Genomic DNA, 24,550 nt, shown 5'->3' with positions numbered 1-24,550 from the left:
GGATGAATGAAAAAATTTTTTATTGGGATACTTTCACTACTCATACTTTTTACAGTTACGGCTTGCAGTAAGACCAATAGTTCATCAAAAGATAGCAGTCAAAGTACGACAAAATTGATAAAAGAGTCTTCCAAAGAGACTCAAACAAAACAAGCTAGTTCAACAGAACTGAGTAGCAGTAGTAGGCAACAAAGCTCAGAAAATATATACTATGTTCAATTAAAAAAGGCGTGGCAAGATGAATTAGATTACATTAATTCGATAAGTGATCCGCATATCAAACAGGCAGTTCAATCACCTGAATCTGCCGCAATCTTTAAATCTAATGAATTAGTCAATCAACATCCTGAAGATACCTCTGTTATCAATGAAAATTTGAAAAAGGTGCTTTCAGGTCAATGAAGAAATTAAATGAATAATCTAAAAAGACTTTGTAATTAAGTCTTTTTTTGTAAACTTAAATTACTTAACCGGTTGACAAATTATAAAACTTTAGATATACTTAACTGGTTAACTATATAAGGAGGTGTCTTTTGAAAAGTGAAATTTAATAGAAATTAAATATTTTTTTGACTATAAAGTTAACCGGTTAATCAACTACTAACTGGTTTGATATTTATCTCTAGAGTAAATGAGTAAAGATGATTATTTTTAGGAGGATTTTAAGAGTGAACTTAATCAAGTATAAGAAAAAATGGATTATTAGTGTATGTTTAGGATTAGTGGCTTTAATATTTTTAGCTGCTTGTCAGAATACAAATTCAAAAGAAAATGAAAAAAACGCCAGTTCAAAACTATCAGTTGTTACCACTTTTTATCCCGTTTATGAATTCACAAAGAATGTTGTGGGTGAGGCTGGAGAAGTATCACTATTAGTACCAGCAGGTACAGAGCCTCATGATTATGAGCCTTCAGCAAAAGATATGTTGAAAATTAATCAATCAAATCTTTTTGTTTATCATAATGATAATATGGAAACTTGGGTAGGAAAGTTGAAAAATACTTTGGGAGAAAAATCGCCCAAGATCATCGAAGGAACAAGAGAAATTGTTTTACTTCCAGGTTCTGATGATGAGCATGAACACTCAGAAAACGAAAGTGATCATCATCATGAGTATGATCCACATACTTGGCTTTCACCAAAGATGGCGATTAAAGAAGTAAAGATAATTGAAGCTCAATTAAAAAAACTCTATCCTAAACAAGCTAATCTTTTCAGTGAAAATGCTGAAAAATATGTTAAAAAATTAAGTAAACTTGATCAAAAATACAGTGAAGAACTAAAAGATGCTAAGCAGAAAAATTTTGTGACTCAACATGCTGCTTTCCGCTATTTAGCATTGGACTATGGTCTTAATCAAGTGTCTATTGCAGGTTTAAATCCTGACAAAGAGCCTTCAGCTAAAAGATTGGGGGAATTAAAAAAATATGTTGAAGCTAATAGTATTCAGTATATTTATTTTGAAAAAAATGCTAATGATAAATTTGCCAAAACACTCGCCAAAGAAGCAAAAGTAAACGTTGAGGTGCTTAATCCATTAGAAAGTTTGACGAAGAAAGAACTTTCAGAAGGTGGGAATTATATCAAAGTTATGGAACAAAATTTAATAGCACTTAAGAAAACAACAGAAACTGAAGGAAAAGACATTCAAGCAGAGGAGAAAAGTAAAGAAGTAAAAACGGTTGCCAATGGTTATTTTTCTGATGCTGATGTAAAAAACCGTTCCTTAAGTGATTATAGTGGAAATTGGCAATCTGTCTATCCTCTCTTGGAAAAAGGAACATTAGACCAAGTGTTTGAGCTTAAATCAAAAATTAATAAGGAAATGTCAGCTGCTGACTATAAGGATTATTACACAAAGGGTTATAAAACGGATGTTGACCAAATTTTAATAGATGATAAAACGATGAGTTTCGTTAAAAATGGGGTAAAAGAGAGCTATACATATCAATATAAAGGCTTCAAAATTCTAAACTATAGTAAAGGAAACCGAGGGGTTCGCTATTTATTTGAATCAAATGATCCCAAAGCTGGTGAATTTAAATATGTTCAATTTAGTGATCATAATATTAGCCCCGTAAAGACAAGTCATTTTCATATTTTCCATGGTGGAGAAAGCCAAGAAAAAGTTTTGGCTGAATTAGAAAATTGGCCAACTTATTATCCGAAAAAGTTGACGGGCTTTGAGATTGCTCAAGAAATGATTGCACATTAGAAGTAGTAGTTATTTGTCTACGTAAATATTCAAACATATTAAAAAAAAGAAAGAAGAATTCTGCCGAATAGAATTCTTCTTTTTTATAAGTATTAACTTTATTTGACTTTCAAGGCTTTCGACTTTTCTAAGAGGAAAGGTCTTAGGTAGCCCACTGTATTTGATAAAGGAAGCACATCTGGACTTAAATTGATGTTTAATTCATTTATGAGGTAGTTTCTTCGTGTTATAATTCTTTGCCATAGTTCGGGATATTCATTTTTAAGTTCATTTTTAAGTGACTGATCAGCAATAGCTACGCATTCTTCAGCACTTACGCCTGCTAAACCTTCTACAGATGGAATAATATCAATTTGAAAAATCATTCCACTAGCAATTTTCACTTTTGAATTTTTATAGAAAGGAGAGGCCATCCATTCTTCATCAGCGACATAGTGCCCTGGATTTAAATGCCAATTATACTTTGCTTTTGGCAAATTTTTATCAATCATTTTATAGAAATCATTTCCCAACATCCCGATGGAAATATTTTCTAGCCAAGAAACGACTCCTTTATAATAAGGAATGACAAGATCAGTAAGATAATGTTTTTGATTATCTTGCAAATCTTTTTCTTCATTGACTAAAAAACCAGTTCGACTAGACAAGCCTCCTTTGAAACCTGTTGTCATTGAAATTGGTTCTCCAAAATTTATTTCTTTATAACTGGGATAGAAGTTGGCTTTTTTAAATCTTTCTCCAGCAGCTGCAATTGTAATTACAGAATGGGCTTGCCCTTCGTCAGAGAGTATTGCGCCAATTTCACTTTCTTTCATTCCTATTTTAAGCTGATTCATGGCATTTAGAATGCAACGAGAGGCAAGATTAGCTCCATATTCATAATGCGCGAGTTCGTTTGCATTGTTTATCGTCCGAATTCCTTTTGTACCAATGAGGAGTTGAGCAGCGTTAGTTAAAATTGTATCTGTTGAGAGTGAATTCTTTACTGCGTCTACGATAAAGTAGGGAAGATCAAATAATTCTGAAGGCTCTTCATTTTGTGTTGTAAACATCTTCCAGCCAATCAAGCCAATTTTTTTGTTTTTATAAAGTTCTAACTCCTTAAAAATCTGAGTTAGACTTTTTTCGTTATCCATGGGTTGATTTGGCAAAGAAAATTGAGGGGAATGAATAAGGTTAGCTTCAATTCTTGAGTGTTTAGACATTTTTAAATTCTCATTACCCAAAACAAGCGTGGCTTTATCATTTTTATCAATAATGATTAATCCTTCCTCAAAACGAGGAATAAATCCAGTAAAGTATTCAAAATTGCTGCCATGTTCTTTGTCTGCATAGATAATTAATGCATCGTATTGTTCTTTAGCCATTATTGTTAAAAGCTTTTCTTTTCGGTCCTTTAATGTTTTGTCAGTTAGTGTAACCGGTGGAACATTATTAAAGAGCTTTGGTTCGTTTATTTTTTCGTAAATAATTTCTTTATTCATTTATAGTCACCACTTTCACATTATTATCATTTAAATTATTCATCAATTCACCTTCAATTTTTTCATCGGTGATGAGATAGTCTATTTCTTTTAAATCACAAATTTTAAAGAATCCTTCTTTATTAAGTTTGGTATGATCTGCTAAGGCTATGACTTGCTTTCCTTGTTGAATCATTTTTCTTTTGACGAGGCCTTCCTCTTCAGTATGAATGAATAAACCATTATTAGAAAGAGCGAAAACGCCTAAAATTGTAAAATCAACTTGATATTGAGAGAGTTTTTCAATGGTTTCCGCGCCGTACAAGAATAGTTGATTCTTGTTTAATTTTCCGGGAAGAAGTTGTACAGTTGCCTTCTCATACTTCGAAAGTAATATTGCATTGGTGAGGGAGTTTGTGATGGTTGAGATAGAGAAGTTATCAAGTTGTTTTATAGCAGCTTCGACGGTTGTTGATGAATCAAAAATAAGAGTGCTATGATCTTTTATGAGATTTTTTATTTTACTTGCTATTTTTTTCTTTAAACTGCTGGAAATATTTGAGCGTTCTTCATAATTCAAAATCTCAGCCTCTTTGCCGATTGGAATTGCTCCACCATGAACTCGATGCAATTTTTTTCTGGATTCTAACTTTATTAAATCTCTCCTAATTGTATCTTTTGAAACTTCAAGTTTTTGAGCTAGAAAATCAATTGTGGCACTGCCTTCTTTATCAATGATTTGGCTAATTTGGGATAGTCTTTCTTCTAATAACATTCTCTCTCCTTTTTAACTATCATAACACAGCACACGAAAATAAGCAATAAGTTGCAATTGTTTGATCGAAAATATGCCAAAAATGCAAGTTAATGCAAAATGTTTATTTATCTTATTATTATAAATATATAATCGTTTTAGTTTTTGTTGTCATGTTATAATAATTATAATATCAATATGGAGAATGAAGTAAGAATGAAAAAAAGTAAGTTAAAGAAAATTTTAGGTTTTTCGGGAGTGGTAATACTGATAATTGCTACGTTTATATTTTTTTACCTTAAGACGAATAGCTATCATCCCACTTCTGAAGCTTTAAAAATTTCACAAAAAGCTGAAGTTCAGAATGATACCCTTGTATTTAAAGGAAATCCTAAAAAAACAAGCATTATCTTTTATCAGGGGGCTCTAGTAGATAATAAGAGTTATAGTATTTGGGCAAATAAACTTGCTAAAGCAGGATATACGGTTTATCTAATAAAAGAACCTTTAAATTTAGCAGTGTTTAATCCAGATAAAGCTTCCTCAATTATTAAAACGAATAAAATTAATAATTATGTGGTCGGTGGCCATTCATTAGGTGGGGTAATTGCAAGTCGGTTTGCAGAAAAAAGAATATCTGATTCATCATTAAAAGGAGTTTTCTTTTTAGCTAGTTATCCTGATAAAAAAGGAAGTCTAACTAATTTTAATGGAGGAATATTATCTATAGTTGGTTCTCAAGATGGGGTCCTAAACTGGTCATCATATCAAAAGGCGAAACAATATCTTCCACAACAAACGAAGTATATTACTATAGAAGGTGGAAACCATAGTGGATTTGGGAGCTATGGTTTTCAAAAAGGAGATAAAAAGGCGTCAATTTCTAATCTTCAACAGCAAGAAGCAATCTTTCAAACATTAAAGAATTGGCTTATAAGACTAGATTAGATATTTTATACTAATAGTAAAAGGACTTCATTATGACCTCTAAATCTTTTTTGATATAATCGATATATTACCCTTAAAGTAGAGGAGAAATAATGAATTTAGAAATAAAAAATGTATCTAAAACTTTACCGGAATATCGTCAAGTCATAGATTTAGTTAAAAATTCTTTTCCTAAAGAAGAACAATATCCAATTTGGCTGTTAAAACTTTGGGCCTTGAAGAAAAATGTACATTTCTGGGCTTACTATCAAAATGATGAATTTTGTGGTGTTTCTTACCTTGTGAGTCATGAAGAGATGACTTTTGTTTTATATTTAGCAGTTAATAATCAGGTTCAGTCTAAAGGTTATGGTTCAGCGATTTTAGAAACTTTAAAAGAAAAATTTTCAGGTAAAAATATTACTTTGAACATTGAGAGACTTGATCCGAGTGCAGATAATTATGAACAGAGAGTAAAACGTCTAAAATTCTATAAAAAGAATGGTTTTTATGATACAGACTACACGATTACTGATCGGGGAGAAACTTTCTTAACTTTGACAACATCACCCTTTTTCTCCGTAGAGGTTTTTAAAAAGGTCTTAAGAGAATTAACTTTGGGTCTTGATTTATTAAAAATCGGAAAATCTGAATCCTGAAAATTGAGGATTACAAAAAAAGTTGAAAAATGCTAAAATGGATAAGGTAATCTTTGTCCCTTTTTATATTCTTTTGGGTTTAAAAGAGGGCAAAAATTAGAATTCAAATTTGTATTCTTTTAGTAGAATAAAAACTCAGCTAAGTCTTGATTCTTATCTGAATGTTAAATTAGAAATATATAAAATCTGTCGAGATGTACAGTTGATTTGAGGAGTATTAATATGGTAATACAATGGTTTCCTGGGCATATGTCCAAAGCACGTCGTCAGGTGCAAGAAAATTTAAAATATGTTGATTTTGTGATTGAATTGGTTGATGCTCGTCTCCCTATTTCTTCACGTAATCCGATGTTGGGGCAAATTATTGGAGATAAACCAAGAATTATTGCTTTAAATAAAGCTGATTTAGCTGATTCTAATGCAGTAGCACAATGGATCGAATATTTTGATGAACAAGGTTTTGTAACTTTAGCCATTAATTCTAAAGAAGAATATACAGCAAAAAGATTAACTGTTGCTGCTAAAAAATTGATGGCTGATAAGGTCGCTCATGATAAGGAGCGCGGCATTGCTCATACTACTTTGCGAACAATGATTATCGGAATTCCGAATGCAGGGAAGTCAACTTTGATGAATCGCTTAGCAGGTAAAAAAGTTGCAGTGACTGGGAACCGTCCAGGGGTAACTAAGGGTCAACAATGGATTCGAACCAATAAAGAATTAGAATTATTGGACACACCAGGTATTCTTTGGCCAAAATTTGAAGATCAACTTGTTGGTTTAAAATTAGCTTTGACTGGGGCAATTAAGGATGATTTATTGCCAATGGATGAGGTAACAATTTTTGGATTAAATTATTTTTTGAAGAACTATCGAACAGTCACAATGAAACGATATCGAATGACAGAAGAAGATTTGGAGCTTGAAATTCCAGACTTAATTATGGAGTTGACCGCAAGATTTGGTTTCCGTGATGATTATGATCGTTTCTATAATATGTTTGTCAAAGATGTTCGAGATGGAAAACTGGGCTTGTTCTGTTTGGACGAAGTCGGAGTTGACGGACTTTGATTTTATGATTTTATGATTGTGTGATTACTGACAGATTTTCAGTATCAATAACATAAATAATATTATGTAAAATTACTGACAGAAAAGCTGTCAGTAATTTTTGAGAGTTGGTGAGTAAAATAGGACAAACCATTAAAGAAATTAAAGCGACCTTAGCCAAACTGACAGACTTGTCAGCAAAAGAATTCTTAGAGTATGAAGCAGATGAACGGGCTGGGGTTCAAGCAGCACTTAAAAGTAGGAAAAAACAAATTTTAGCAGAGTTAGCAGAAGAGGCTCGTTTGGAACAAATGTTGGAATTTGAGAAAGAACTTTACGGTCAAGAAATTCAATTAATTGCAGGTATTGATGAAGTTGGTCGTGGACCACTTGCTGGTCCTGTAGTGACTGCGGCAGTCATTTTACCTAAAAATTGTAAAATTCGGGGTTTAAATGATAGTAAAAAAGTGCCAAAATCAAAACATCATGCTATTCTATCTGAAATTCAAGAAAAAGCTTTAGCAATAGGAATTGGGATTGTTGATGCGGAAAAAATTGATGAAGTAAATATTTATGAGGCAACAAAAATTGCAATGATTCAGGCAGTATCAAAATTATCTGTTAAACCTGAGCATCTCTTAATTGATGCTATGGTTTTGGATTTACCTATTGCACAGACAAAAATTATTCACGGAGATGCTCGTTCAGCCTCGATTGCGGCAGCTTCAATTGTTGCTAAAGTAACTCGTGATGAAATGATGAAAGAGTTTGCTCTTGAATTTCCTGAGTATGATTTTGAACATAATGCAGGTTATGGAACAGCAAAACATCTTGAAGCTCTAACAAAATATGGTATCACAAGAATTCATCGCAAGTCCTATGAGCCGATTAAAACAATGGTCAATTTTAAATCGTAGATTCTGTCAGTAAAAATATGTAAAACGTGAACGTTATCTGTTCACGTTTTTTTGCTGACAGGTCTGTCAGTAATTATTTAGACTATTCTTTTTTAATAAAAAACTAATTTTATATTAACCTAAATGACATAATAAATAAAGAGAGTTTTTTATAGAATTAGTTACTAATAAAATATTCGAAATTGGTATAGTTACATCTGTTATAATTTCCAATATTTTTTAATAATAATTATTTTAACAAAAGACTTATATCAAAATTTTGGTAGAGCAGATGATGAGCCAAGTATAAGCTTTCATACTGTTTTCTTTAATATCCTAAGAGAAATATAAAGTAATATAAATGTTTTTTATTATAAATTATGTAAGATATACTTTTTGTATGAACTGGTATAAATTTGACGATTAAGTCCTAAATAAGTTATAATCTCAATTGCGTAATTTCTTAAATCCAGAAATAACAGCTACATTGACATACTGATTAAAGAGTATAGCCAATGAACTGTTATAAATCTTGAAAAACAATAAAAATAATAGTTTGGGGGATGTTGAGAATGTATAAAAAATATGGAGATTGTTTTAAAAAGTTACGAAACCAAAAGAATTTAGGATTATCATACTTTAGTAAATTAGGAATAGACCGTTCAAATATATCTAGATTTGAACATGGAAAGTGTATGATGAGTTTTGAGCGCATAGATTTGATGTTAGAAGAAATGCAAGTGCCATTAGCTGAGTACGAATTGATAGTAAATAATTATATGCCGAATTTCCAAGAATTTTTTATATTAGAATTGGAAAAAGCTGAATTTAGTCAAAATCGAGATAAAATAAAAGAGTTATATTCTGAGGTTAAAGAAACAGGGAATCATTTACTGACGATTACCGTTAAAACGAAGCTTGGGACTATTAGTCAGACAGAAGTTAAGGAAATTGAAACTTATCTTTGTAATATTGAAGAGTGGGGATATTTTGAACTAACTTTATTCTATTTTGTATCTGATTATCTCAATGTCAACCAATTAGAATTGTTGCTTTTTAACTTTGACAAAAGATGTGAAAATTACTGTAGAGTCTTAAAATATAGAAGGAGACTATTGCAAATAGCCTATAAAAGCGTTGCGATATACGCGGCTAATGGAGAAAGAGCAAAAGCCGAAAATATTTTAGAAATGACTAAAAAATATCGGACTGTAGGTGTCGATTTATATTCTGAAGTATTAAGACATCTTGCCAGAGGTATCATTATTTTTAATTTTGAAAATGCAGAAGTGGGAGAAGAAAAAATAAATTATGCGCTTGAAACTTTGGAAGAATTTGGAGGAATGAAGATAAAAGAATTCTATCAGAAAAAAATGGAAAAGTATTTGAAAAAGTCAATTTAGTCTCTTTTGAGCTGTTGCTTTAAAGCAACAGTTTAAAAGAGATTTTTTTATTCTGGAGCATATACTAGAAAATGAAGATGAGTTGTATGAGGCTATATAACATGTCTTTTAAAAAATTCAATCATAAATATAAGGAGGTATGATGAATCAAAAAAAATTATCATTATTCGGTTTTTTTGCATTAACCGCTTCAATGGTTTTGACTGTCTATGAGTATCCAACTTTTGCCACGTCAAAATTACATTTGGTGTTCTTTTTACTTCTCGGAGGACTACTCTGGTTTTTGCCCGTAGCGCTCTGTGCAGCAGAAATGGCGACGGTTGAAGGTTGGAAAAATGGTGGAATTTTTAGTTGGGTGAGCCAAACTTTAGGGGAGCGCTTTGGTTTTGCAGCCATATTTTTTCAGTGGTTTCAAATTACAGTTGGCTTTGTCACTATGATCTATTTCATTTTAGGGGCCCTCTCTTATGTGTTAAATTTTCAGGCACTTAATACAGATCCATTGATTAAATTTATTGGTTTACTAATCATTTTTTGGGGATTGACATTTTCTCAGTTAGGTGGGACACAAAGAACTGCTAAATTGGTAAAAGCTGGTTTCGTAGTTGGAATAGTGATTCCATCCATTATCTTGTTTGGATTAGCTGCGGCATATTTTATCGGAGGTAATCCTATAGAGATACCAATTAATAAGCATGCTTTTGTACCAGATTTTTCACAAGTATCAACTTTAGTAGTTTTTGTTTCTTTTATTCTTGCTTATATGGGGGTAGAAGCTTCAGCTTCGCACATTAATGAACTTGAAAATCCAAAGAGAAATTATCCCTTAGCAATGATTTTATTAGTAATTTTAGCTATTTCTTTAGATGCCATAGGTGGATTTTCTGTAGCAGCGGTTATTCCTCAAAAAGACTTATCATTAAGTGCAGGGGTAATTCAAACTTTTCAAACGTTAATCTTACATTTTAATCATCATTTGGGATGGTTAGTTAAAGTAATTGCACTAATGATTGCCTTTGGGGTTATGGGAGAAGTGAGTTCATGGGTTGTTGGTCCTTCTAGAGGGATGTTTGCAGCAGCACAAAGAGGCTTATTACCAAAATTTTTACGTAAAACAAATACGCATGAAGTCCCTGTTCCTTTAGTTATGATTCAAGGAATCATTGTTACACTTTGGGGCGCTGTATTAACTTTTGGAGGAGGAGGAAATAATTTATCTTTCTTAGTTGCCATTTCACTGACAGTAGTGATTTATTTGGTAGGTTATCTCTTATTCTTTATTGGTTACTTTGTTTTAATCTATAAAAAACAAAATTTAAAGCGCACTTATAATGTTCCAGGTAAAAGAGTTGGAAAAACAATCATTGCGGGAATTGGATTTTTATTATCAATTTTTGCTCTATTTATTTCCTTTGTTCCTCCAGCATCAATTGCGAAAAATGAGACTCATACTTACCAAATGATACTTCTTATAAGTTTTGTTGTGACTGCTATCTTGCCATTTATTGTTTATGAATTGCATGATAAAAGGGGACATGATACTATTGAAGAACCAAGGCACTTTAAAGCAAGAGATGTGAACCCCGCGATTTATCCAGCAGCTCGTGGTGAGCATCATATTATTAAAAAAGAAGAACATATCTTAAAACATTAAAAAATTGGAGGATGTACCTATGTTATACGGAAAAGAAAATCGCGATGAAGCAGAGTTCTTGGAACCAATTTTTGGTTCAGAAAGTGAACAAGTGGATTTGCCTAAATATAAATTAGCTCAAAAATCAATTGAGCCTCGAGTGGCCTATCAGTTAGTTCAAGATGAAATGTTAGATGAAGGGAACGCTCGTTTAAATTTAGCCACATTCTGTCAAACTTATATGGAACCTGAAGCAGTCAAACTAATGAGTCAGACCTTGGAAAAAAATGCGATTGATAAATCGGAATATCCAAGAACAACTGAAATTGAGAACCGTTGCGTCAACATGATCGCTGACCTTTGGAATGCGAGTGAAAAAGAAAAATTTATGGGGACTTCAACAATTGGTTCTTCAGAAGCTTGTATGCTTGGTGGAATGGCCATGAAGTTTTCTTGGCGCAAGCGAGCAGAAAAATTGGGATTAGATATTAATGCGAAAAAGCCAAACTTAGTTATTTCATCTGGTTATCAAGTTTGCTGGGAAAAATTCTGTGTTTATTGGGATATTGAAATGCGAGAAGTGCCAATGGATAAAGAACATATGTCAATCAATTTGGACAAGGTGATGGATTATGTTGATGAGTACACGATTGGTGTAGTTGGTATTATGGGGATTACTTATACTGGTCGTTATGATGATATCAAAGCTTTTGATAATTTGATTGAAGAATATAATAAACAGACAGACTATAAAGTTTATATTCACGTAGATGCTGCTTCAGGAGGACTTTATGCTCCCTTTGTTGAGCCAGAACTTGAGTGGGATTTCCGTTTGAAAAATGTCATTTCAATCAATACCTCAGGCCATAAATATGGTTTAGTTTATCCTGGTGTAGGTTGGGTTTTGTGGCGTGACAAAAAATATTTACCAGAAGAATTAATTTTTAAAGTAAGTTATCTTGGAGGAGAACTACCAACGATGGCCATTAATTTTTCTCACAGTGCCTCTCAATTAATTGGTCAATATTATAATTTTGTACGTTATGGATTTGATGGATATAAAGCTATTCATGAGAGAACACATAAAGTAGCCATGTTTTTAGCAAAAGAAATTGAAAAAACTGGAATGTTTGAAATTATGAACGATGGGTCACAATTGCCAATTGTCTGCTATAAATTAAAAGAAGATTCAAATCGGGGTTGGAATCTTTATGATTTGGCGGACCGTTTATTAATGAAGGGATGGCAAGTGCCTGCTTATCCACTTCCTAAAAATTTGGAAAATGAAATCATTCAACGTTTAGTGATTCGAGCAGATTTTGGGATGAATATGGCATTTAACTATGTTCAAGATATGCAAGAAGCAATTGAGGCTTTAAATAAGGCTCATATTCTATACCATGAGGAACCTGAAAATAAAACATATGGTTTTACTCACTAAAAAAGCTGATATTCATCTTAGGAAAAAATAAAAGCGATATAGTTAATCTATATCGCTTTTATTTTGATGATAATTTTTGTTTTTTCTATTTAGTTATAAGTCTGTCAGTGATTATTTTTCATAATATTTATCTAAAATCTCCATTTTTAAAGGAGTAATCTTAGATAATGGGGCTGTTAAACTTGTTCTTAAGAAGAGTTTGTCTTCAATGTTGATAATTCCTAAATATTTAAGTTGAGGATAATTTGCATTAACTTCCATAATCTGATTTTTTCTTTCAATCAGATTCTCACTTGTTACTGGCACATCAAGGTTAACAGTTCTTTCTTTGTATGAGTAGTTTTTGAGGGCAGCAATATTTCGATTAGGAATAAAAGTCGTTGCGCCATCAGCGCCAATTACTGTAATTGAACGAATTCCTACAGTTTTTACTACCCCTTCGATGTCAAGGCCAGCAAAAGCCACAGTATCTCCAACGTTGATTTGATGTTCAACGATAATAAAGAAGCCATTGATAATATCAGCGACTAAATCTCGCCCAGCAAAACCTAGAGCAACTCCGAGAATACCAGCACCAGCAAGGATATTTGCAACAGGAATTCCGATGACTCCTAGAACAGTATAGATATAAAGAAAAACTGTAAGATAATGGATGGCACTGGTTGTCAGTCGAGAGAGGGTTAAAATTCTCGAAGTATCCGTCCATTTTTGCTCACTATAATTTTTAAATAAGCGTTTAACGATACGAGAGCCAGCTTGATAGAGAATAAAAAAAAGAATACTAATTAATAAAATTGTAATTGCTTTATCTAATAAAAATAAACCAAAGTCTTCCCAGTTTGTTTTTAATAAGTTCATTTTTGCTCCTTTGTTCAGTAATTTTATAAATTCATTTATAGAGAAATTGACTATATTTGAAAAAATTGTTTGAACTTTTACTGAATTTCATGAATATTTTCTTGTTTTATGTTACAGAAAATAATATAATCTATTATAACAAAAAAATTTGGAGGATGTTATGGCAATTAATTTAGACTGGGAAAATTTAGGATTCAGCTATCGGAACTTACCTTTTCGTTTTATCGCTCGTTTTAAAGATGGAAAATGGAGTGCTGGAGAACTAACAGGAGATAATCAACTTCATATTAGTGAATCATCACCTGCTTTGCATTATGGTCAACAAGGTTTTGAAGGATTAAAAGCCTATCGAACAAAGGATGGTTCAATCCAACTTTTCCGTCCTGACCAAAATGCTGCTCGTTTGCAAAATACGGCGCGTCGACTTTGCATGGCAGAAGTTCCAACTGAAATGTTTATTGATGCAGTTAAACAAGTGGTGAAAGCCAACGAAGATTTTGTGCCTCCTTACGGAACGGGTGCAACGCTCTATCTCCGTCCACTTTTGATTGGGGTTGGTGACGTTATTGGGGTGAAACCTGCTGATGAATATATTTTCACTGTTTTTGCTATGCCGGTTGGTTCTTATTTTAAAGGCGGATTGGCTCCTTCAAAATTTGTAATTTCAAGAGATTATGATAGGGCAGCTCCACTTGGTACAGGTGGTGCCAAAGTTGGAGGAAATTATGCAGCTTCTTTACAAGCAGAAGTTGGTGCCAAAGCTTCAGGCTATGCAGATGCAATTTATCTTGACCCAAGCACACATACTAAAATTGAAGAAGTCGGGGCAGCAAATTTCTTTGGAATTACAGCTGATAATGAATTTATCACGCCATTGAGCCCATCTATCTTACCCTCAATTACTAAATATTCTCTTCTTTATTTAGCTGAACATCGTTTGGGACTCAAAGCGATTGAGGGTGAAGTTTATGCTAAAGATTTAGGTAAATTTGTTGAAGCAGGAGCTTGTGGAACAGCGGCAATTATCTCTCCAATTGGTCGTATTGACGATGGAGAAGATTCTTATATTTTCCATTCAGAAACAGAAGTAGGACCAACGGTTAAACGTTTATATGATGAATTGGTTGGCATTCAGTTTGGTGATGTTGAAGCACCAGAAGGCTGGATTGTTAAAGTTGATTAATTTAAAAAGCTAAAGAATACTCTTTAGCTTTTTTATTTTGAAATAAATAATTTATCTTTTTTAATCCATTCTTGATCCTCTGTTCGAATTGGACGAATCACTTGGCAAGGATTACCAGCAGCAATCACATTTTCTGGAATATCTTTGGTAACGACGCTTCCTGCACCAATAATACTATTGTCACCAATGCTTACACCAGGAAGAAGGCTGACATTTGCCCCCAACCAGACTTGGTTCCCAACCGTAATTGGCTTTGAATAGACCCCACCAGCAGTTCTTAAACTTGGATCTTCCGAATGATTGGCAGCAAATAAACCACAGCGGGGGCCAAAGTAAACATTATTGCCAATCGTGACCTGATTACAGTCTAAAATAATCATATCATGATTAATGAGGACATTATCGCCAATTCTTATATTGAAGCCAAATTCACAGCGAAAATTAGATTCAATATAAGGATTTTTACCTAAATGTTCAAAAAGATTCTCTAAGATTTCTGGATGATAACCCTCATTGTTATTAATTTTTTGATTATAACGGCGGATTTCAAAAAGGGCATGGTTACGATATTCAGACAAGTCTAAATCGGCGTCATCGTATGTTTTTCCTGAATTAATTAGTGTCTTTAATTGTTTCTTATTCATTCTTTTATCTTACAATTTTAGTCTCTTTTAGTCAATTGTAAGGGTTTTTATATTTTTGATAAAGCTACTAAAAATTACATTTATATATAATTGTCAGAATATATTGATATTTCATCGAAATTTTAGTAGAATAAAAGAACCAAATTGTAAAATAAAAGAGGTTGTGTTATGAATAAAAAAGCTAAACAAGCCATGAAAACGACACTTTGGCAGCCTGATTTTGAATCGGATGCTTGTGGAATGGGCTTCATTGCCCAAATTGACGGGAAAGCTAGTCACCTTTTAGTTGAGAGAGCCCTGACCATGTTAACAAGGATGAATCATCGTGGTGGAACGGGTGCTGAACCAGAAACCGGAGATGGGGCAGGTATTTTACTTGCTTTGCCTGACGAATTCTTTCGTAAAATTGCAAAAGAACATGATGTAGAACTACCAAAACTTGGTGATTATGCCGTAGGGCAATTTTTCTTATCACGTAAGGAAAATAAAAAACATCAAGAATTAGAAGCAATTAAGGCAGCTGTTAAGGCTCAAGGATATGAAGTCTTATTCACGCGCACAGTTCCTTTTAATTTTGAAGCATGTGGAGCAACGGCTCAAGGAATTATGCCGTCTTTTGTTCAAGTTTTTATTGAGAAAAAATCATCTGAAAAAGCTGTCATCGAAATTTCTAATTTTGAAAATGATTTATTTATTATCAGACGAAATCTTGAAAAACGTTTTGACGAAGAGGAATTATATATTTGTTCATTATCTAGTCAGACGGTTGTTTATAAGGGAATGCTTCACGCGTATCAAGTAAAACTCTTTTATCCTGATTTGTCTGATGAAGATTTCAAAAGTCATATTGCACTAACACATAGCCGTTTTTCTACCAATACTTTTCCCTCTTGGAATCGGGCTCAACCTTTTCGTTTTCTAGCACATAATGGCGAAATTAACACGCTTCGCGGAGCTGAAAACTGGATGAAAGTCAACGATATTGAAATGTACAATGAAGAAAATTCTGATTCAGCCAAATTAGAAAATTGTATGGAGTATTTCTATCGAAATGGTCGAGAACTTCCAGAAAGTTTACTGACCATGATTCCTGAGGCTTGGGGAGAACAAACTGGCTTAAGTCCAGAATTAAAAGCTTTTTACGAATATTCAACTGCTCATATTGCGCCTTGGGATGGACCGGCAGCTTTAGTATTTACTGACGGAAAAACCGTTGGGGCAAGACTTGATCGGAATGGTTTAAGACCAAGTCGTTATCTTGTGACAAAGGATAATTTTATCATTCTGTCAAGCGAATCTGGTGTGGTTGATATCCCAGCCGATGAAATCATTGAAAAATCAGTTCTTGGACCTGGTAACATGTTGTTAGTAAATACTGACGAAGGAAAAATTATTCGTAATGAAGAAGTTAAGAGTTATTATGCTAATAAATATCCCTACCAAGAATTTCTGTCAGCAGGTTTGAAAAAACTGTCAGCACTGACAGAAAGTGAAAAAACAAATCCAATTCCGTCAGCAAAAATGAATACCTTATGGAAATTATTTGGTTATACTGACGAAGTCATTCGGACAGTGCTTTTACCAATGGCGGAATCAGCCAATGAACCTACAATTTCAATGGGCTTTGATGCTCCTTTGGCAGTTTTATCTGATCAATCTCAATCACTTTATAATTTCTTCAAACAACAATTTGCTCAAGTGACCAATCCGCCAATTGATGCGATTAGGGAACAAATTGTCATTGGAACAGAAACCTATTTGGGAGAAGATGGGAATCCAGCAAAAATCACAGGTGAAAATGTCCGTAAGTTAAAATTAGACAGTCCAGTCCTTTCAACGGCTGACTTTGAAAAAATCTTAGCATTGAAGGAAGAACATTATCATACAGAAATTATTTCCACCCTTTATGATAAGGATGACCTTTTAGAAAATGCATTGAACAAACTCTTTTATAAGGCAGAAAGTTTGATTAATCAAGGAACAACTATTATCGTGCTTTCTGACCGTGACTTTGCTGAAAATAAAGTGCCGATGCCTATTTTACTTGCTTTGTCAGGACTTTATCATTATATGTTAGGACGTCATAATGCGTCTAAATTTGCAATTATTGTAGATACAGCTGAGGTCTGCGAAGTTCATCAATTTGCAGCGCTTGTAGGCTATGGGGTTTCAGGAATCCATCCTTATGGTGCATATGCAACCCTTTCAGACTGGGGTATGGGAGCACCTGAACAACTTGAAAATTTCCGTCATGCGGCAGAAAAAGGTATTGTTAAGGTCATGAGCCGCATGGGAATTTCAACAATTGTTGGTTATAAAGGGGCTCAACTTTTTGAAGCAATTGGTTTATCTAAAGAAGTCGTTGACAAGTACTTCACAGGTACGAGTACAAGAATTGGTGGACTTTCTCTTGCCCAAATCGAGGACGAATATCGTTTGCGATATGAGAAAGCTTATGGACATCGGGCACAGGATTTATTGGAAACAGGCGGTTCTTTCCAATACCGGGCGGATGAAGGAGAACATCATATCTATGACCCACAAATGATTTACCAAATTCAAAATGCTGTCCGTCAAAATGATTTTGAAAAATATAAAAAATATAGTCAGTATCTAAATGATAGTGCTCTAAAAACGCCGACAAGCTTACGTCACACTTGGAAAATCAAATCTGATCGAAAGTCCATTCAGATGAGCGAAGTAGAACCAGCTCGTGAAATTGTTAAACGTTTCAAAATTGGGGCCATGTCATTTGGCTCATTATCACAAGAAGCTCACGAATGTATTGCTCAAGCCATGAACTCTATTGGTGCAAAATCCAATTCGGGTGAAGGTGGTGAAAATGCAAAACGTTATGGCACAATCAATAATTCTAAAATTAAACAAGTCGCCTCTGGACGATTTGGTGTGTCAGCTGCTTATTTAATGTCTGCCGAAGAGATTCAAATTAAAATTTCGCAAGGTGCTAAGCCAGGTGAAGGTGGGCAATTGCCAGGTAAAAAAGCTTTTCCTTGGGTGGCAGAAGTTCGAAACTCAACTCCAGGGGTAAGTTTAATTTCACCACCGCCTCATCATGATATTTATTCCATTGAAGATTTGTCGCAACTTATTTTTGACTTGAAAAAAATTAATCCTTATGCAAAAATCAACGTTAAGTTGGTTTCATCGACTGGTGTTGGAACAATTGCTACAGGATGTGTTAAGGCAGGAGCTGATAAAGTTGTTATTTCTGGTTATGATGGTGGAACTGGAGCAAGTCCTAGAAACTCAACAAGAGATGCAGGTCTCCCTTGGGAAATGGGACTGGCAGAAGCACATCAAACGCTTAGTTTGAACAATTTACGTGATCGAATGATTTTGGAAACTGATGGTAAAGTAGTCACAGGTCGAGATATTGCGATTGCTGCAATGCTAGGTGCTGAAGAATATTCATTTGGTAGTTTAGCTTTGGTTGCGATTGGATGTATCATGACAAGAAATTGTCATTTAAATACTTGTCCCGTAGGTATTGCCACACAAAATCCTAGATTAAGAGCAAATTTTGCTGGAAAACCAGAGCACATTGTACGTTTAATGGAATTTATGGCTGAGGAAGTTCGTGAACTTTTAGCCGAACTTGGTTTTAGAACAATCAATGAATTGGTAGGTCATGCCGAGCTCTTGCAAGCTAAAGAAGATTTACCAGCTAAAATGCGAGGTTTGGACTTTAGCCGTATGCTTGGTCATGCCTTACCGATTGCAACAAGACATAGTGATCCTTTTGCTAATCCTCGTGCTTGGAAAGAGTTAGACCAATTTACGGAGGCTACACTTAATAATGGTTCTCAAGCAACGGTTCATGGCACGATTAAAAATATTAATCGAACAACGACTGCGCGGATGGCAGGTTGGATTGCTGAACGTTATGGTAATTTTGGTCTAAAAGATGCTTCTGTTTGCTATGAATATGAAGGGGTTGCTGGCCAGTCCTTTGGCTCTTACGCAACCGCTGGTATGGAGGTTACTCTGATTGGCGAAGCCAATGATTATATTGGAAAATCATTGTCAGGTGGGCGTTTGATTGTAAAACCACCTCTAGATGCCGCTTATGATATTGAAAATACTTCTATTGTTGGGAATGTTTCGCTCTTTGGGGCTATCGGTGGCGAAGCTTATTTCCGAGGTCGTGCAGGTGAGCGCTGTGGTGTCCGAAATTCAGGAGCGCATTTTGTTGTGGAAGGAACGGGTGACCATGGTTGTGAATACATGACTGGTGGTATCGCTGTTGTTCTTGGTACAACAGGTCGTAATTTTGCGGCTGGGATGTCTGGTGGTATCGCTTATGTTTATGATGTCGCTGGCAATTTTGAAAATAAAGTGAATCGGGAAATGGTAGATCTTTATGCTTTAGATGAAACTTCAGGTGATGAAGTTTTAGAAGAATTATTGAAGAAACATTTGAATTATACTGATTCAGCAAAAGCAAAATTTATTTTAGAACATTGGCAAACAGAACGCGAAAAATTTGTCAAAGTTTATCCAAGAGAATATCATCATATTAAAAATGTTGAAGAAGATTTGGCTAAAACAGGCTTGTCAGGCGAAGCACTTACGATGACAACCTTTAAAAAAGTAACGGAGGTGAGCTAATGGCTGATCCAAATGGATTTTTAAATTATCCAAGAAATGATAATCCTTACCGTGAATTAGCGGAGCGGATAAAGGATTTTGCTGAACTGCAAGTTCCCTTATCTACTGAAGAACGACAAAAACAAGCGGCACGTTGTATGCATTGTGATGTTCCTTTTTGCCATCAAGGGATATTTTATGGGGGCAAACGGGCTGTCTCAGGTTGTCCAAATGATAATCATATTCCAGAGTGGAATGATTTGATTTATCGAGGACTACAAAGAAAAGCCTATGAACGTTTGATTTTAACCAATCCTTTTCCAGAATTTACTGGCAGAGTCTGTCCTGCTCCTTGTGAAAAATCTTGTGCCGAGGCCTTAAACGGTGCAGGAGTAACCATTAAAGATAATGAACGTTTCTTAGGTGATTTAGGAAATGATGAAGGTTGGGTGGCTGAAATTGGCAAAGCGGCGGAGCCGACAGGTTATAAAATAGCGATTATTGGGTCTGGACCTGCCGGTCTGTCAGCTGCTTGGCGTCTTAATCAATTGGGACATAGCGTTACTGTTTTTGAAAAATCAGATCGTTTGGGCGGCTTATTGATGTACGGCATTCCAAATATGAAATTGGATAAAAAAGTCGTTCAAAAACGGATTGATTTAATGACAGAACTTGGTGTGACATTTGTCACGAATACTGAGATTGGAAAGACAATCAGTTACGAAGACCTGTCAGTAAATTTTGATAGAATTATTTTGGCGATTGGTGCAGGAATTCCACGTGATTTAAATATTTCAGGTCGTGAAGCAATTGGAATTCGATTTGCCATTGATTTTCTGACTGAAACGACTAAAACTGTCCTTGAAGAGGGCGAAGATAATATTAGTCAATCATTAAAAGGAAAAAAAGTAGTAGTCATTGGTGGCGGAGATACAGGGAACGATTGTATCGGAACGGCAGTTCGTTTAGGAGCAGCTTCGGTTTCTCAATTAGAAATCACACCAAGTTTACCCACTGATCGTTTAGATAACAACCCTTGGCCTGAGTGGCCAATGACCTTGAGAGCAGGTTATGGGCAAAAAGAAGCAGAATTTGTGGGAAACACTGATTTGACAACCTATCAAATGACTGCAACAGCTTTTCAAACAAATGCTGAAGGTCAACTTACGGGTTTAAAAGTAGCCAAAGTTGGACCTGACTTCAAGGCAGTAGAAGGGACAGAACAAGTAATTGAAGCGGATTTAGTCTTACTTGCTATGGGATTTATTGGGACTGACACAGGATTACTGGATAAATTTGGTGTTCAAGAAATTTATGATGACTATCGAACAAATAATGACAAAGTTCTAGTTGCAGGCGATGCCAGACGAGGTCCATCTTTGGTTATTTGGGCAATCCGTGAAGGAAGAAAAACAGCCGAAATTGTTGATGAACAATTAATAAAAGTCGCTACAGCATAATTTATCATTCTGTCAGTAAAAAAAGTTTCTGTCAGTAAAAATGGCAGGAACTTTTTTGTGTCCAAGCTTTTGATGATATGCTATACTTATAAATAATCTAAAAATGAGGTGAGAGATGAAGACACCATTTGTAACAAAAGAACAATTAGAACAAATCACAAAGGAATTTCCAACACCATTTCATCTTTATGATGAAAAAGGAATTCGTCAAAAAGCGCGTGACCTTCACAAAGCCTTTGCTTGGAATAAAGGATTTAAAGAATTTTTTGCTGTGAAAGCGACACCCACACCAGCTATTTTAAAAATTCTTCATGAAGAGGGGTGTGGAGTTGATTGCGCCTCTTATGTCGAATTGTTACTTTCCGAAAAATGTGGGTTTGACGGCTCTGAGATGATGTTTTCATCAAACGATACTCCAGCTGAAGAATTTCAATTTGCTAATCAATTGGGTGCGACTATCAATCTTGATGCCTATGAAGATATTGAATTTTTGAAAAATCTGACAGATTTTATTTTTCCGGAAACAATGAGTTTGAGATACAATCCCGGTGGAGTTTTTGCTATGGGAACAAAAATTATGGATAATCCAGAAGAATCTAAATTCGGAATGACAAAAGCCCAACTCATCCAAGGAATTAAAGATTTGCAAAAATTAGGCGTGAAAAAATTTGGAATGCATAGTTTTTTGGCTTCAAATACAGTGACAAATGATTATTACCCAGAACTTGCCAGCAAGCTCTTTAAGCTTGCTTTAGAAATTAGAGAAGAAACTGGAATTACCCTTGATTTCATTAACTTATCAGGCGGAATTGGTGTGAACTATCGTCCTGATGAGGAGGCAAATGATATTGCAAAAATCGGACAAGGTGTTCATGAAGCTTATGATGAAGTTTTGAGCGCTAACGGAATAGAAAATCTAAAAATTTATACCGAATTGGGACGTTTTATGCTTGCTCCACACGGTCATTTGATTACAAAAGTTTTGCATCTTAAAGAAACTTATCGAAAATATGTTGGCGTTGATGCATCAGCAGTTAACTTGATGCGTCCAGCCTTTTATGATGCTTATCACCACATCACAGTTGCTGGAAAAGAAAATGATGAAGCGACTGAAATTTATGATATTACAGGTTCTTTATGTGAGAATAATGATAAATTTGCAAAAGAAAGAGCCTTTCCTAAAATAGAAATAGGAGATTTATTAGTGATTCATGATACTGGTGCGCATGGATTCTCAATGGGTTATCAGTATAATGCTAAATTAAGAAGTTCCGAAGTTATGCTTCAAGAAGATGGAAAGACTCGTTTAATTCGTCGAGCAGAGAAGCCAGCTGATTATTTTGCAACATTAGATGGTTTTGATTTTACAATTTGAGAAATAAAAAGTTACTGACAGCTCCGTCAGTAACTTTTGCCTCATTTATCCTTTCTATCAGTAATATAAAGTGCTGACAAAAGGACTAAAATTTGATATAATAAGATGTCATCAATGGCGAAAGCGTTTCGCCAAAATTAGGAGATTCAAAATGAATTTAATCTTAGCAATTTTGCTTATGGTTGTATGCCTTTTGGCAGGTTTTTTCTTGGGAACATGGTTCTCACAACGCCAAACAAAAAAATTACTTATGGATAACCCACCCCTTAATGAAGATGCTGTTCGTCTTATGATGGGATCTATGGGACGTAAACCAAGTGAAGTTCAAGTCCAACAAGTTCTTCGCCAAATTCGTGCTGCTGCAAAGCAATCAGACACAAACAAAAAATAAGCTATTATATACGCTGAGCGAAGCAGTAGAACACAAGTTCTAAACTCTCTCAGCGTTTGCTTTTATCATCATAAATAAAGTATCCATTATATTAAAAAATACAGATTTTGGATAAGAAAGAATTTGAATTAGATATTTAAAAAGGTGAAGAAAAATGGACAATCGACCAATCGGCCTCTTAGATTCTGGTGTTGGTGGACTGACTGTTGCTCGCGAACTCCTTAGACAACTCCCAAATGAAGAAATTGTCTACATAGGAGATACAAGAAGAGCTCCTTATGGTCCGCGTAGTCGTGAACAGATCATAGCGTTCACTTGGGACATGGTTAATTTTTTACTATCAAAAGATGTGAAAATGATTGTAATGGCCTGTAATACAGCAACAGCGATGGCCTTAGAAATTGTAAAAGAAAAACTAGATATACCGGTGATTGGTGTCATCCTACCCGGAGCAAGCTCAGCGATTCAAAAAACAAAAACAAACAAAATTGGTGTAATTGCCACTCAAGCTTCGATTCGTTCAGATGAATATCATAAAACAATTGCTCGTAAATCATCAGCAGTAGAAGTATATAGCCTAGCATGTCCAAAATTTGTTTCAATCGTGGAATCAAATGAAATGGAATCTGAAATTGCTAGAAAAGTTGTATCAGAAAGTCTTGTTCCACTAATTGGAAAAGTAGATACCTTAATTCTCGGATGTACTCACTATCCTCTCTTACGTTCCTTAATCCAAGAAACAATGGGAAAAGAGGTGCGTTTGATTGATTCTGGAGCAGAAGCTGTACGAGATATCTCTGTTCTGCTCAACTATTTTTCAATAAATGGACAAGAACGTCAACCATTAGAGCATCGTTTCTATACTACTGCGGGCGTTAATTCATTTCGAGAAATTGCAGAAAAATGGTTAAACATCGGACAACTTCAGATTGAACATACTGAAATAGAGAATTTCAATAAGGAAAAATAAATGGAAAAAACACTTATAATCGCAACAAGAAATTCAGGAAAAACAAAAGAATTTAAGAAATTATTTGCTGATTTCGGTTATGAAATCAAAGATTTAACAGATTATCCAGAACTTCCTGAAATTGAAGAAACTGGAACTACTTTTGAAGAAAATGCTCGTTTAAAAGCAGAACAAATCGCTGAAATTACTGGGCAAGTAGTTATTGGCGATGATTCAGGACTTTGTGTTGATGTCCTTGGTGGTTTGCCTGGCATTTGGTCGCATCGTTTCTCAGCTCCAGATCCTACTGATGAGAAAAATATCGCAAAACTTTTGCATGAACTGGCTCCAACGGCAATTACTCCAGAACGTAGAAGCGCACATTTTCATACTACGCTTGTGGCGGCAAAACCAGGCCGTGAGAGTTTAGTTGTAGAAGCAGATTGGGATGGCTATATTGCTCTCGCTCCTAAAGGAGAAAATGGTTTTGGCTATGATCCTATTTTCATGGTTGATGCCTTTAGAACAGCCGCAGAATTATCAGAAAAAGAAAAAAATCAAGTCTCTCATCGTGGACAAGCCTTGAGAAAATTAATGGCTGAACTTCCTGAGTGGCTTGACAAATAAGTTTAAATAAATT

At 34.6% G+C, this 24,550-nt stretch carries 20 protein-coding genes; 16 read left to right on the top strand and 4 right to left on the bottom strand.

The genetic code is table 11. The annotated features are described in order from the left end of the window. Nucleotides 1–6: 6 nt before the first annotated feature. Together HFD15_RS09710 and HFD15_RS09705 are read left to right on the top strand one after the other, a co-directional pair. Nucleotides 7–402 carry a hypothetical protein gene (locus HFD15_RS09710; RefSeq protein ID WP_058208738.1) on the top strand — a complete coding sequence of 132 codons (396 nt, stop codon included), beginning with the start codon at nt 7–9 and terminating at the stop codon, nt 400–402. Between the two features lie 239 nt (nt 403–641). Beyond that, on the top strand, nt 642–2,216 hold the full coding sequence (locus HFD15_RS09705; RefSeq protein WP_167593598.1) for a zinc ABC transporter substrate-binding protein AdcA: 1,575 nt from the start codon (nt 642–644) through the stop codon (nt 2,214–2,216). 98 nt (nt 2,217–2,314) lie between these two features. Here the strand turns inward: HFD15_RS09705 and HFD15_RS09700 are convergent, their stop codons facing one another. Both HFD15_RS09700 and HFD15_RS09695 read right to left on the bottom strand, forming a co-directional pair. Further along, a complete protein-coding gene (locus HFD15_RS09700; protein ID WP_167593599.1) occupies nt 2,315–3,700 on the bottom strand; it encodes a Xaa-Pro peptidase family protein in 1,386 nt (461 codons plus the stop codon). Further along, the gene (locus HFD15_RS09695; RefSeq protein WP_058208741.1) at nt 3,693–4,454 is read right to left on the bottom strand and encodes a DeoR/GlpR family DNA-binding transcription regulator; all 762 of its coding nucleotides are present in this window, start codon (nt 4,452–4,454) and stop codon (nt 3,693–3,695) included. Before HFD15_RS09695 ends, HFD15_RS09700 begins: the two co-directional genes overlap by 8 nt. A gap of 195 nt (nt 4,455–4,649) precedes the next feature. On the opposite strand from HFD15_RS09695, the gene HFD15_RS09690 reads away from it, so the two are divergent. The 7 genes from HFD15_RS09690 to HFD15_RS09660 all read left to right on the top strand — a co-directional run bounded on the left by HFD15_RS09690 (nt 4,650) and on the right by HFD15_RS09660 (nt 12,442). Further along, a complete protein-coding gene (locus HFD15_RS09690; protein WP_058206445.1) occupies nt 4,650–5,381 on the top strand; it encodes an alpha/beta hydrolase in 732 nt (243 codons plus the stop codon). A gap of 92 nt (nt 5,382–5,473) precedes the next feature. Then, nucleotides 5,474–6,019 (top strand): GNAT family N-acetyltransferase, encoded by a 546-nt coding sequence (locus tag HFD15_RS09685; RefSeq protein ID WP_003130171.1) that lies wholly within the window; start codon nt 5,474–5,476, stop codon nt 6,017–6,019. Nucleotides 6,020–6,241: 222 nt separating this feature from the next. Further along, nucleotides 6,242–7,090, top strand: a complete 849-nt coding sequence (gene ylqF, locus HFD15_RS09680; RefSeq protein WP_081042640.1) for a ribosome biogenesis GTPase YlqF — start codon at nt 6,242–6,244, stop codon at nt 7,088–7,090. 119 nt (nt 7,091–7,209) lie between these two features. Next, nucleotides 7,210–7,986 (top strand): ribonuclease HII, encoded by a 777-nt coding sequence (locus HFD15_RS09675; RefSeq protein ID WP_058208201.1) that lies wholly within the window; start codon nt 7,210–7,212, stop codon nt 7,984–7,986. Nucleotides 7,987–8,537: 551 nt separating this feature from the next. Beyond that, nucleotides 8,538–9,368, top strand: a complete 831-nt coding sequence (locus tag HFD15_RS09670) for an XRE/MutR family transcriptional regulator (RefSeq protein ID WP_021722855.1) — start codon at nt 8,538–8,540, stop codon at nt 9,366–9,368. A 142-nt stretch (nt 9,369–9,510) separates the two neighbouring features. Then, nucleotides 9,511–11,022 carry a glutamate:gamma-aminobutyrate antiporter gene (gene gadC, locus HFD15_RS09665; RefSeq protein ID WP_023189201.1) on the top strand — a complete coding sequence of 504 codons (1,512 nt, stop codon included), beginning with the start codon at nt 9,511–9,513 and terminating at the stop codon, nt 11,020–11,022. A 19-nt stretch (nt 11,023–11,041) separates the two neighbouring features. Further along, a complete protein-coding gene (locus HFD15_RS09660; protein ID WP_058208825.1) occupies nt 11,042–12,442 on the top strand; it encodes a glutamate decarboxylase in 1,401 nt (466 codons plus the stop codon). Between the two features lie 111 nt (nt 12,443–12,553). Here HFD15_RS09660 and HFD15_RS09655 read toward each other — a convergent pair whose 3' ends face one another. Beyond that, nucleotides 12,554–13,300, bottom strand: a complete 747-nt coding sequence (locus HFD15_RS09655) for a mechanosensitive ion channel family protein (protein ID WP_003130180.1) — start codon at nt 13,298–13,300, stop codon at nt 12,554–12,556. A 160-nt stretch (nt 13,301–13,460) separates the two neighbouring features. On the opposite strand from HFD15_RS09655, the gene HFD15_RS09650 reads away from it, so the two are divergent. Further along, the gene (locus tag HFD15_RS09650; RefSeq protein WP_023189202.1) at nt 13,461–14,483 is read left to right on the top strand and encodes a branched-chain amino acid aminotransferase; all 1,023 of its coding nucleotides are present in this window, start codon (nt 13,461–13,463) and stop codon (nt 14,481–14,483) included. Between the two features lie 32 nt (nt 14,484–14,515). On the opposite strand, the gene HFD15_RS09645 is transcribed toward HFD15_RS09650, so the two are convergent. Then, on the bottom strand, nt 14,516–15,127 hold the full coding sequence (locus HFD15_RS09645) for a sugar O-acetyltransferase (protein ID WP_058208824.1): 612 nt from the start codon (nt 15,125–15,127) through the stop codon (nt 14,516–14,518). A gap of 168 nt (nt 15,128–15,295) precedes the next feature. Here HFD15_RS09645 and gltB point away from each other — a divergent pair, with 168 nt between their 5' ends. From gltB to HFD15_RS09615, 6 genes are all read left to right on the top strand, one after another. Beyond that, the gene (gltB, locus tag HFD15_RS09640) at nt 15,296–19,756 is read left to right on the top strand and encodes a glutamate synthase large subunit (RefSeq protein ID WP_058208823.1); all 4,461 of its coding nucleotides are present in this window, start codon (nt 15,296–15,298) and stop codon (nt 19,754–19,756) included. Further along, nucleotides 19,756–21,195, top strand: coding sequence for a glutamate synthase subunit beta (locus tag HFD15_RS09635; RefSeq protein WP_167593600.1), 1,440 nt, complete (start codon nt 19,756–19,758; stop codon nt 21,193–21,195). The genes gltB and HFD15_RS09635 overlap by 1 nt, the downstream gene beginning before the upstream one ends. Before the next feature lie 115 nt (nt 21,196–21,310). Next, complete coding sequence (locus HFD15_RS09630) at nt 21,311–22,570, top strand: diaminopimelate decarboxylase (RefSeq protein WP_058208821.1); 1,260 nt, start codon at nt 21,311–21,313, stop codon at nt 22,568–22,570. A 151-nt stretch (nt 22,571–22,721) separates the two neighbouring features. Beyond that, nucleotides 22,722–22,961: a YneF family protein gene (locus HFD15_RS09625; protein WP_003130191.1), complete on the top strand. Its 240-nt coding sequence runs from the start codon at nt 22,722–22,724 to the stop codon at nt 22,959–22,961. Nucleotides 22,962–23,115: 154 nt separating this feature from the next. Further along, complete coding sequence (gene racE, locus HFD15_RS09620) at nt 23,116–23,931, top strand: glutamate racemase (RefSeq protein ID WP_003130192.1); 816 nt, start codon at nt 23,116–23,118, stop codon at nt 23,929–23,931. Next, complete coding sequence (locus HFD15_RS09615; protein ID WP_003130194.1) at nt 23,932–24,537, top strand: nucleoside-triphosphate diphosphatase; 606 nt, start codon at nt 23,932–23,934, stop codon at nt 24,535–24,537. Nucleotides 24,538–24,550 lie beyond the last annotated feature (13 nt).

The sequence above is a fragment of the Lactococcus sp. EKM203L genome, assembly GCF_011800585.1.
Classification (GTDB): domain Bacteria; phylum Bacillota; class Bacilli; order Lactobacillales; family Streptococcaceae; genus Lactococcus; species Lactococcus lactis.
The sequence above is the reverse complement of the archived record's forward strand: the minus strand, read 5'-3'. Positions and strand labels throughout refer to the sequence as shown.

What these genes read in the sequence shown, in the direction of transcription:
- HFD15_RS09710 (WP_058208738.1), top strand. Translation starts at nt 7, where the DNA reads ATGAAAAAATTTTTTATTGGGATACTTTCACTACTCATACTTTTTACA.
- HFD15_RS09705 (WP_167593598.1), top strand. Translation starts at nt 642, where the DNA reads ATGATTATTTTTAGGAGGATTTTAAGAGTGAACTTAATCAAGTATAAG.
- HFD15_RS09700 (WP_167593599.1), bottom strand. Translation starts at nt 3,700, where the DNA reads ATGAATAAAGAAATTATTTACGAAAAAATAAACGAACCAAAGCTCTTT.
- HFD15_RS09695 (WP_058208741.1), bottom strand. Translation starts at nt 4,454, where the DNA reads ATGTTATTAGAAGAAAGACTATCCCAAATTAGCCAAATCATTGATAAA.
- HFD15_RS09690 (WP_058206445.1), top strand. Translation starts at nt 4,650, where the DNA reads ATGAAAAAAAGTAAGTTAAAGAAAATTTTAGGTTTTTCGGGAGTGGTA.
- HFD15_RS09685 (WP_003130171.1), top strand. Translation starts at nt 5,474, where the DNA reads ATGAATTTAGAAATAAAAAATGTATCTAAAACTTTACCGGAATATCGT.
- ylqF (WP_081042640.1), top strand. Translation starts at nt 6,242, where the DNA reads ATGGTAATACAATGGTTTCCTGGGCATATGTCCAAAGCACGTCGTCAG.
- HFD15_RS09670 (WP_021722855.1), top strand. Translation starts at nt 8,538, where the DNA reads ATGTATAAAAAATATGGAGATTGTTTTAAAAAGTTACGAAACCAAAAG.
- gadC (WP_023189201.1), top strand. Translation starts at nt 9,511, where the DNA reads ATGAATCAAAAAAAATTATCATTATTCGGTTTTTTTGCATTAACCGCT.
- HFD15_RS09660 (WP_058208825.1), top strand. Translation starts at nt 11,042, where the DNA reads ATGTTATACGGAAAAGAAAATCGCGATGAAGCAGAGTTCTTGGAACCA.
- HFD15_RS09655 (WP_003130180.1), bottom strand. Translation starts at nt 13,300, where the DNA reads ATGAACTTATTAAAAACAAACTGGGAAGACTTTGGTTTATTTTTATTA.
- HFD15_RS09650 (WP_023189202.1), top strand. Translation starts at nt 13,461, where the DNA reads ATGGCAATTAATTTAGACTGGGAAAATTTAGGATTCAGCTATCGGAAC.
- HFD15_RS09645 (WP_058208824.1), bottom strand. Translation starts at nt 15,127, where the DNA reads ATGAATAAGAAACAATTAAAGACACTAATTAATTCAGGAAAAACATAC.
- gltB (WP_058208823.1), top strand. Translation starts at nt 15,296, where the DNA reads ATGAATAAAAAAGCTAAACAAGCCATGAAAACGACACTTTGGCAGCCT.
- HFD15_RS09635 (WP_167593600.1), top strand. Translation starts at nt 19,756, where the DNA reads ATGGCTGATCCAAATGGATTTTTAAATTATCCAAGAAATGATAATCCT.
- HFD15_RS09630 (WP_058208821.1), top strand. Translation starts at nt 21,311, where the DNA reads ATGAAGACACCATTTGTAACAAAAGAACAATTAGAACAAATCACAAAG.
- HFD15_RS09625 (WP_003130191.1), top strand. Translation starts at nt 22,722, where the DNA reads ATGAATTTAATCTTAGCAATTTTGCTTATGGTTGTATGCCTTTTGGCA.
- racE (WP_003130192.1), top strand. Translation starts at nt 23,116, where the DNA reads ATGGACAATCGACCAATCGGCCTCTTAGATTCTGGTGTTGGTGGACTG.
- HFD15_RS09615 (WP_003130194.1), top strand. Translation starts at nt 23,932, where the DNA reads ATGGAAAAAACACTTATAATCGCAACAAGAAATTCAGGAAAAACAAAA.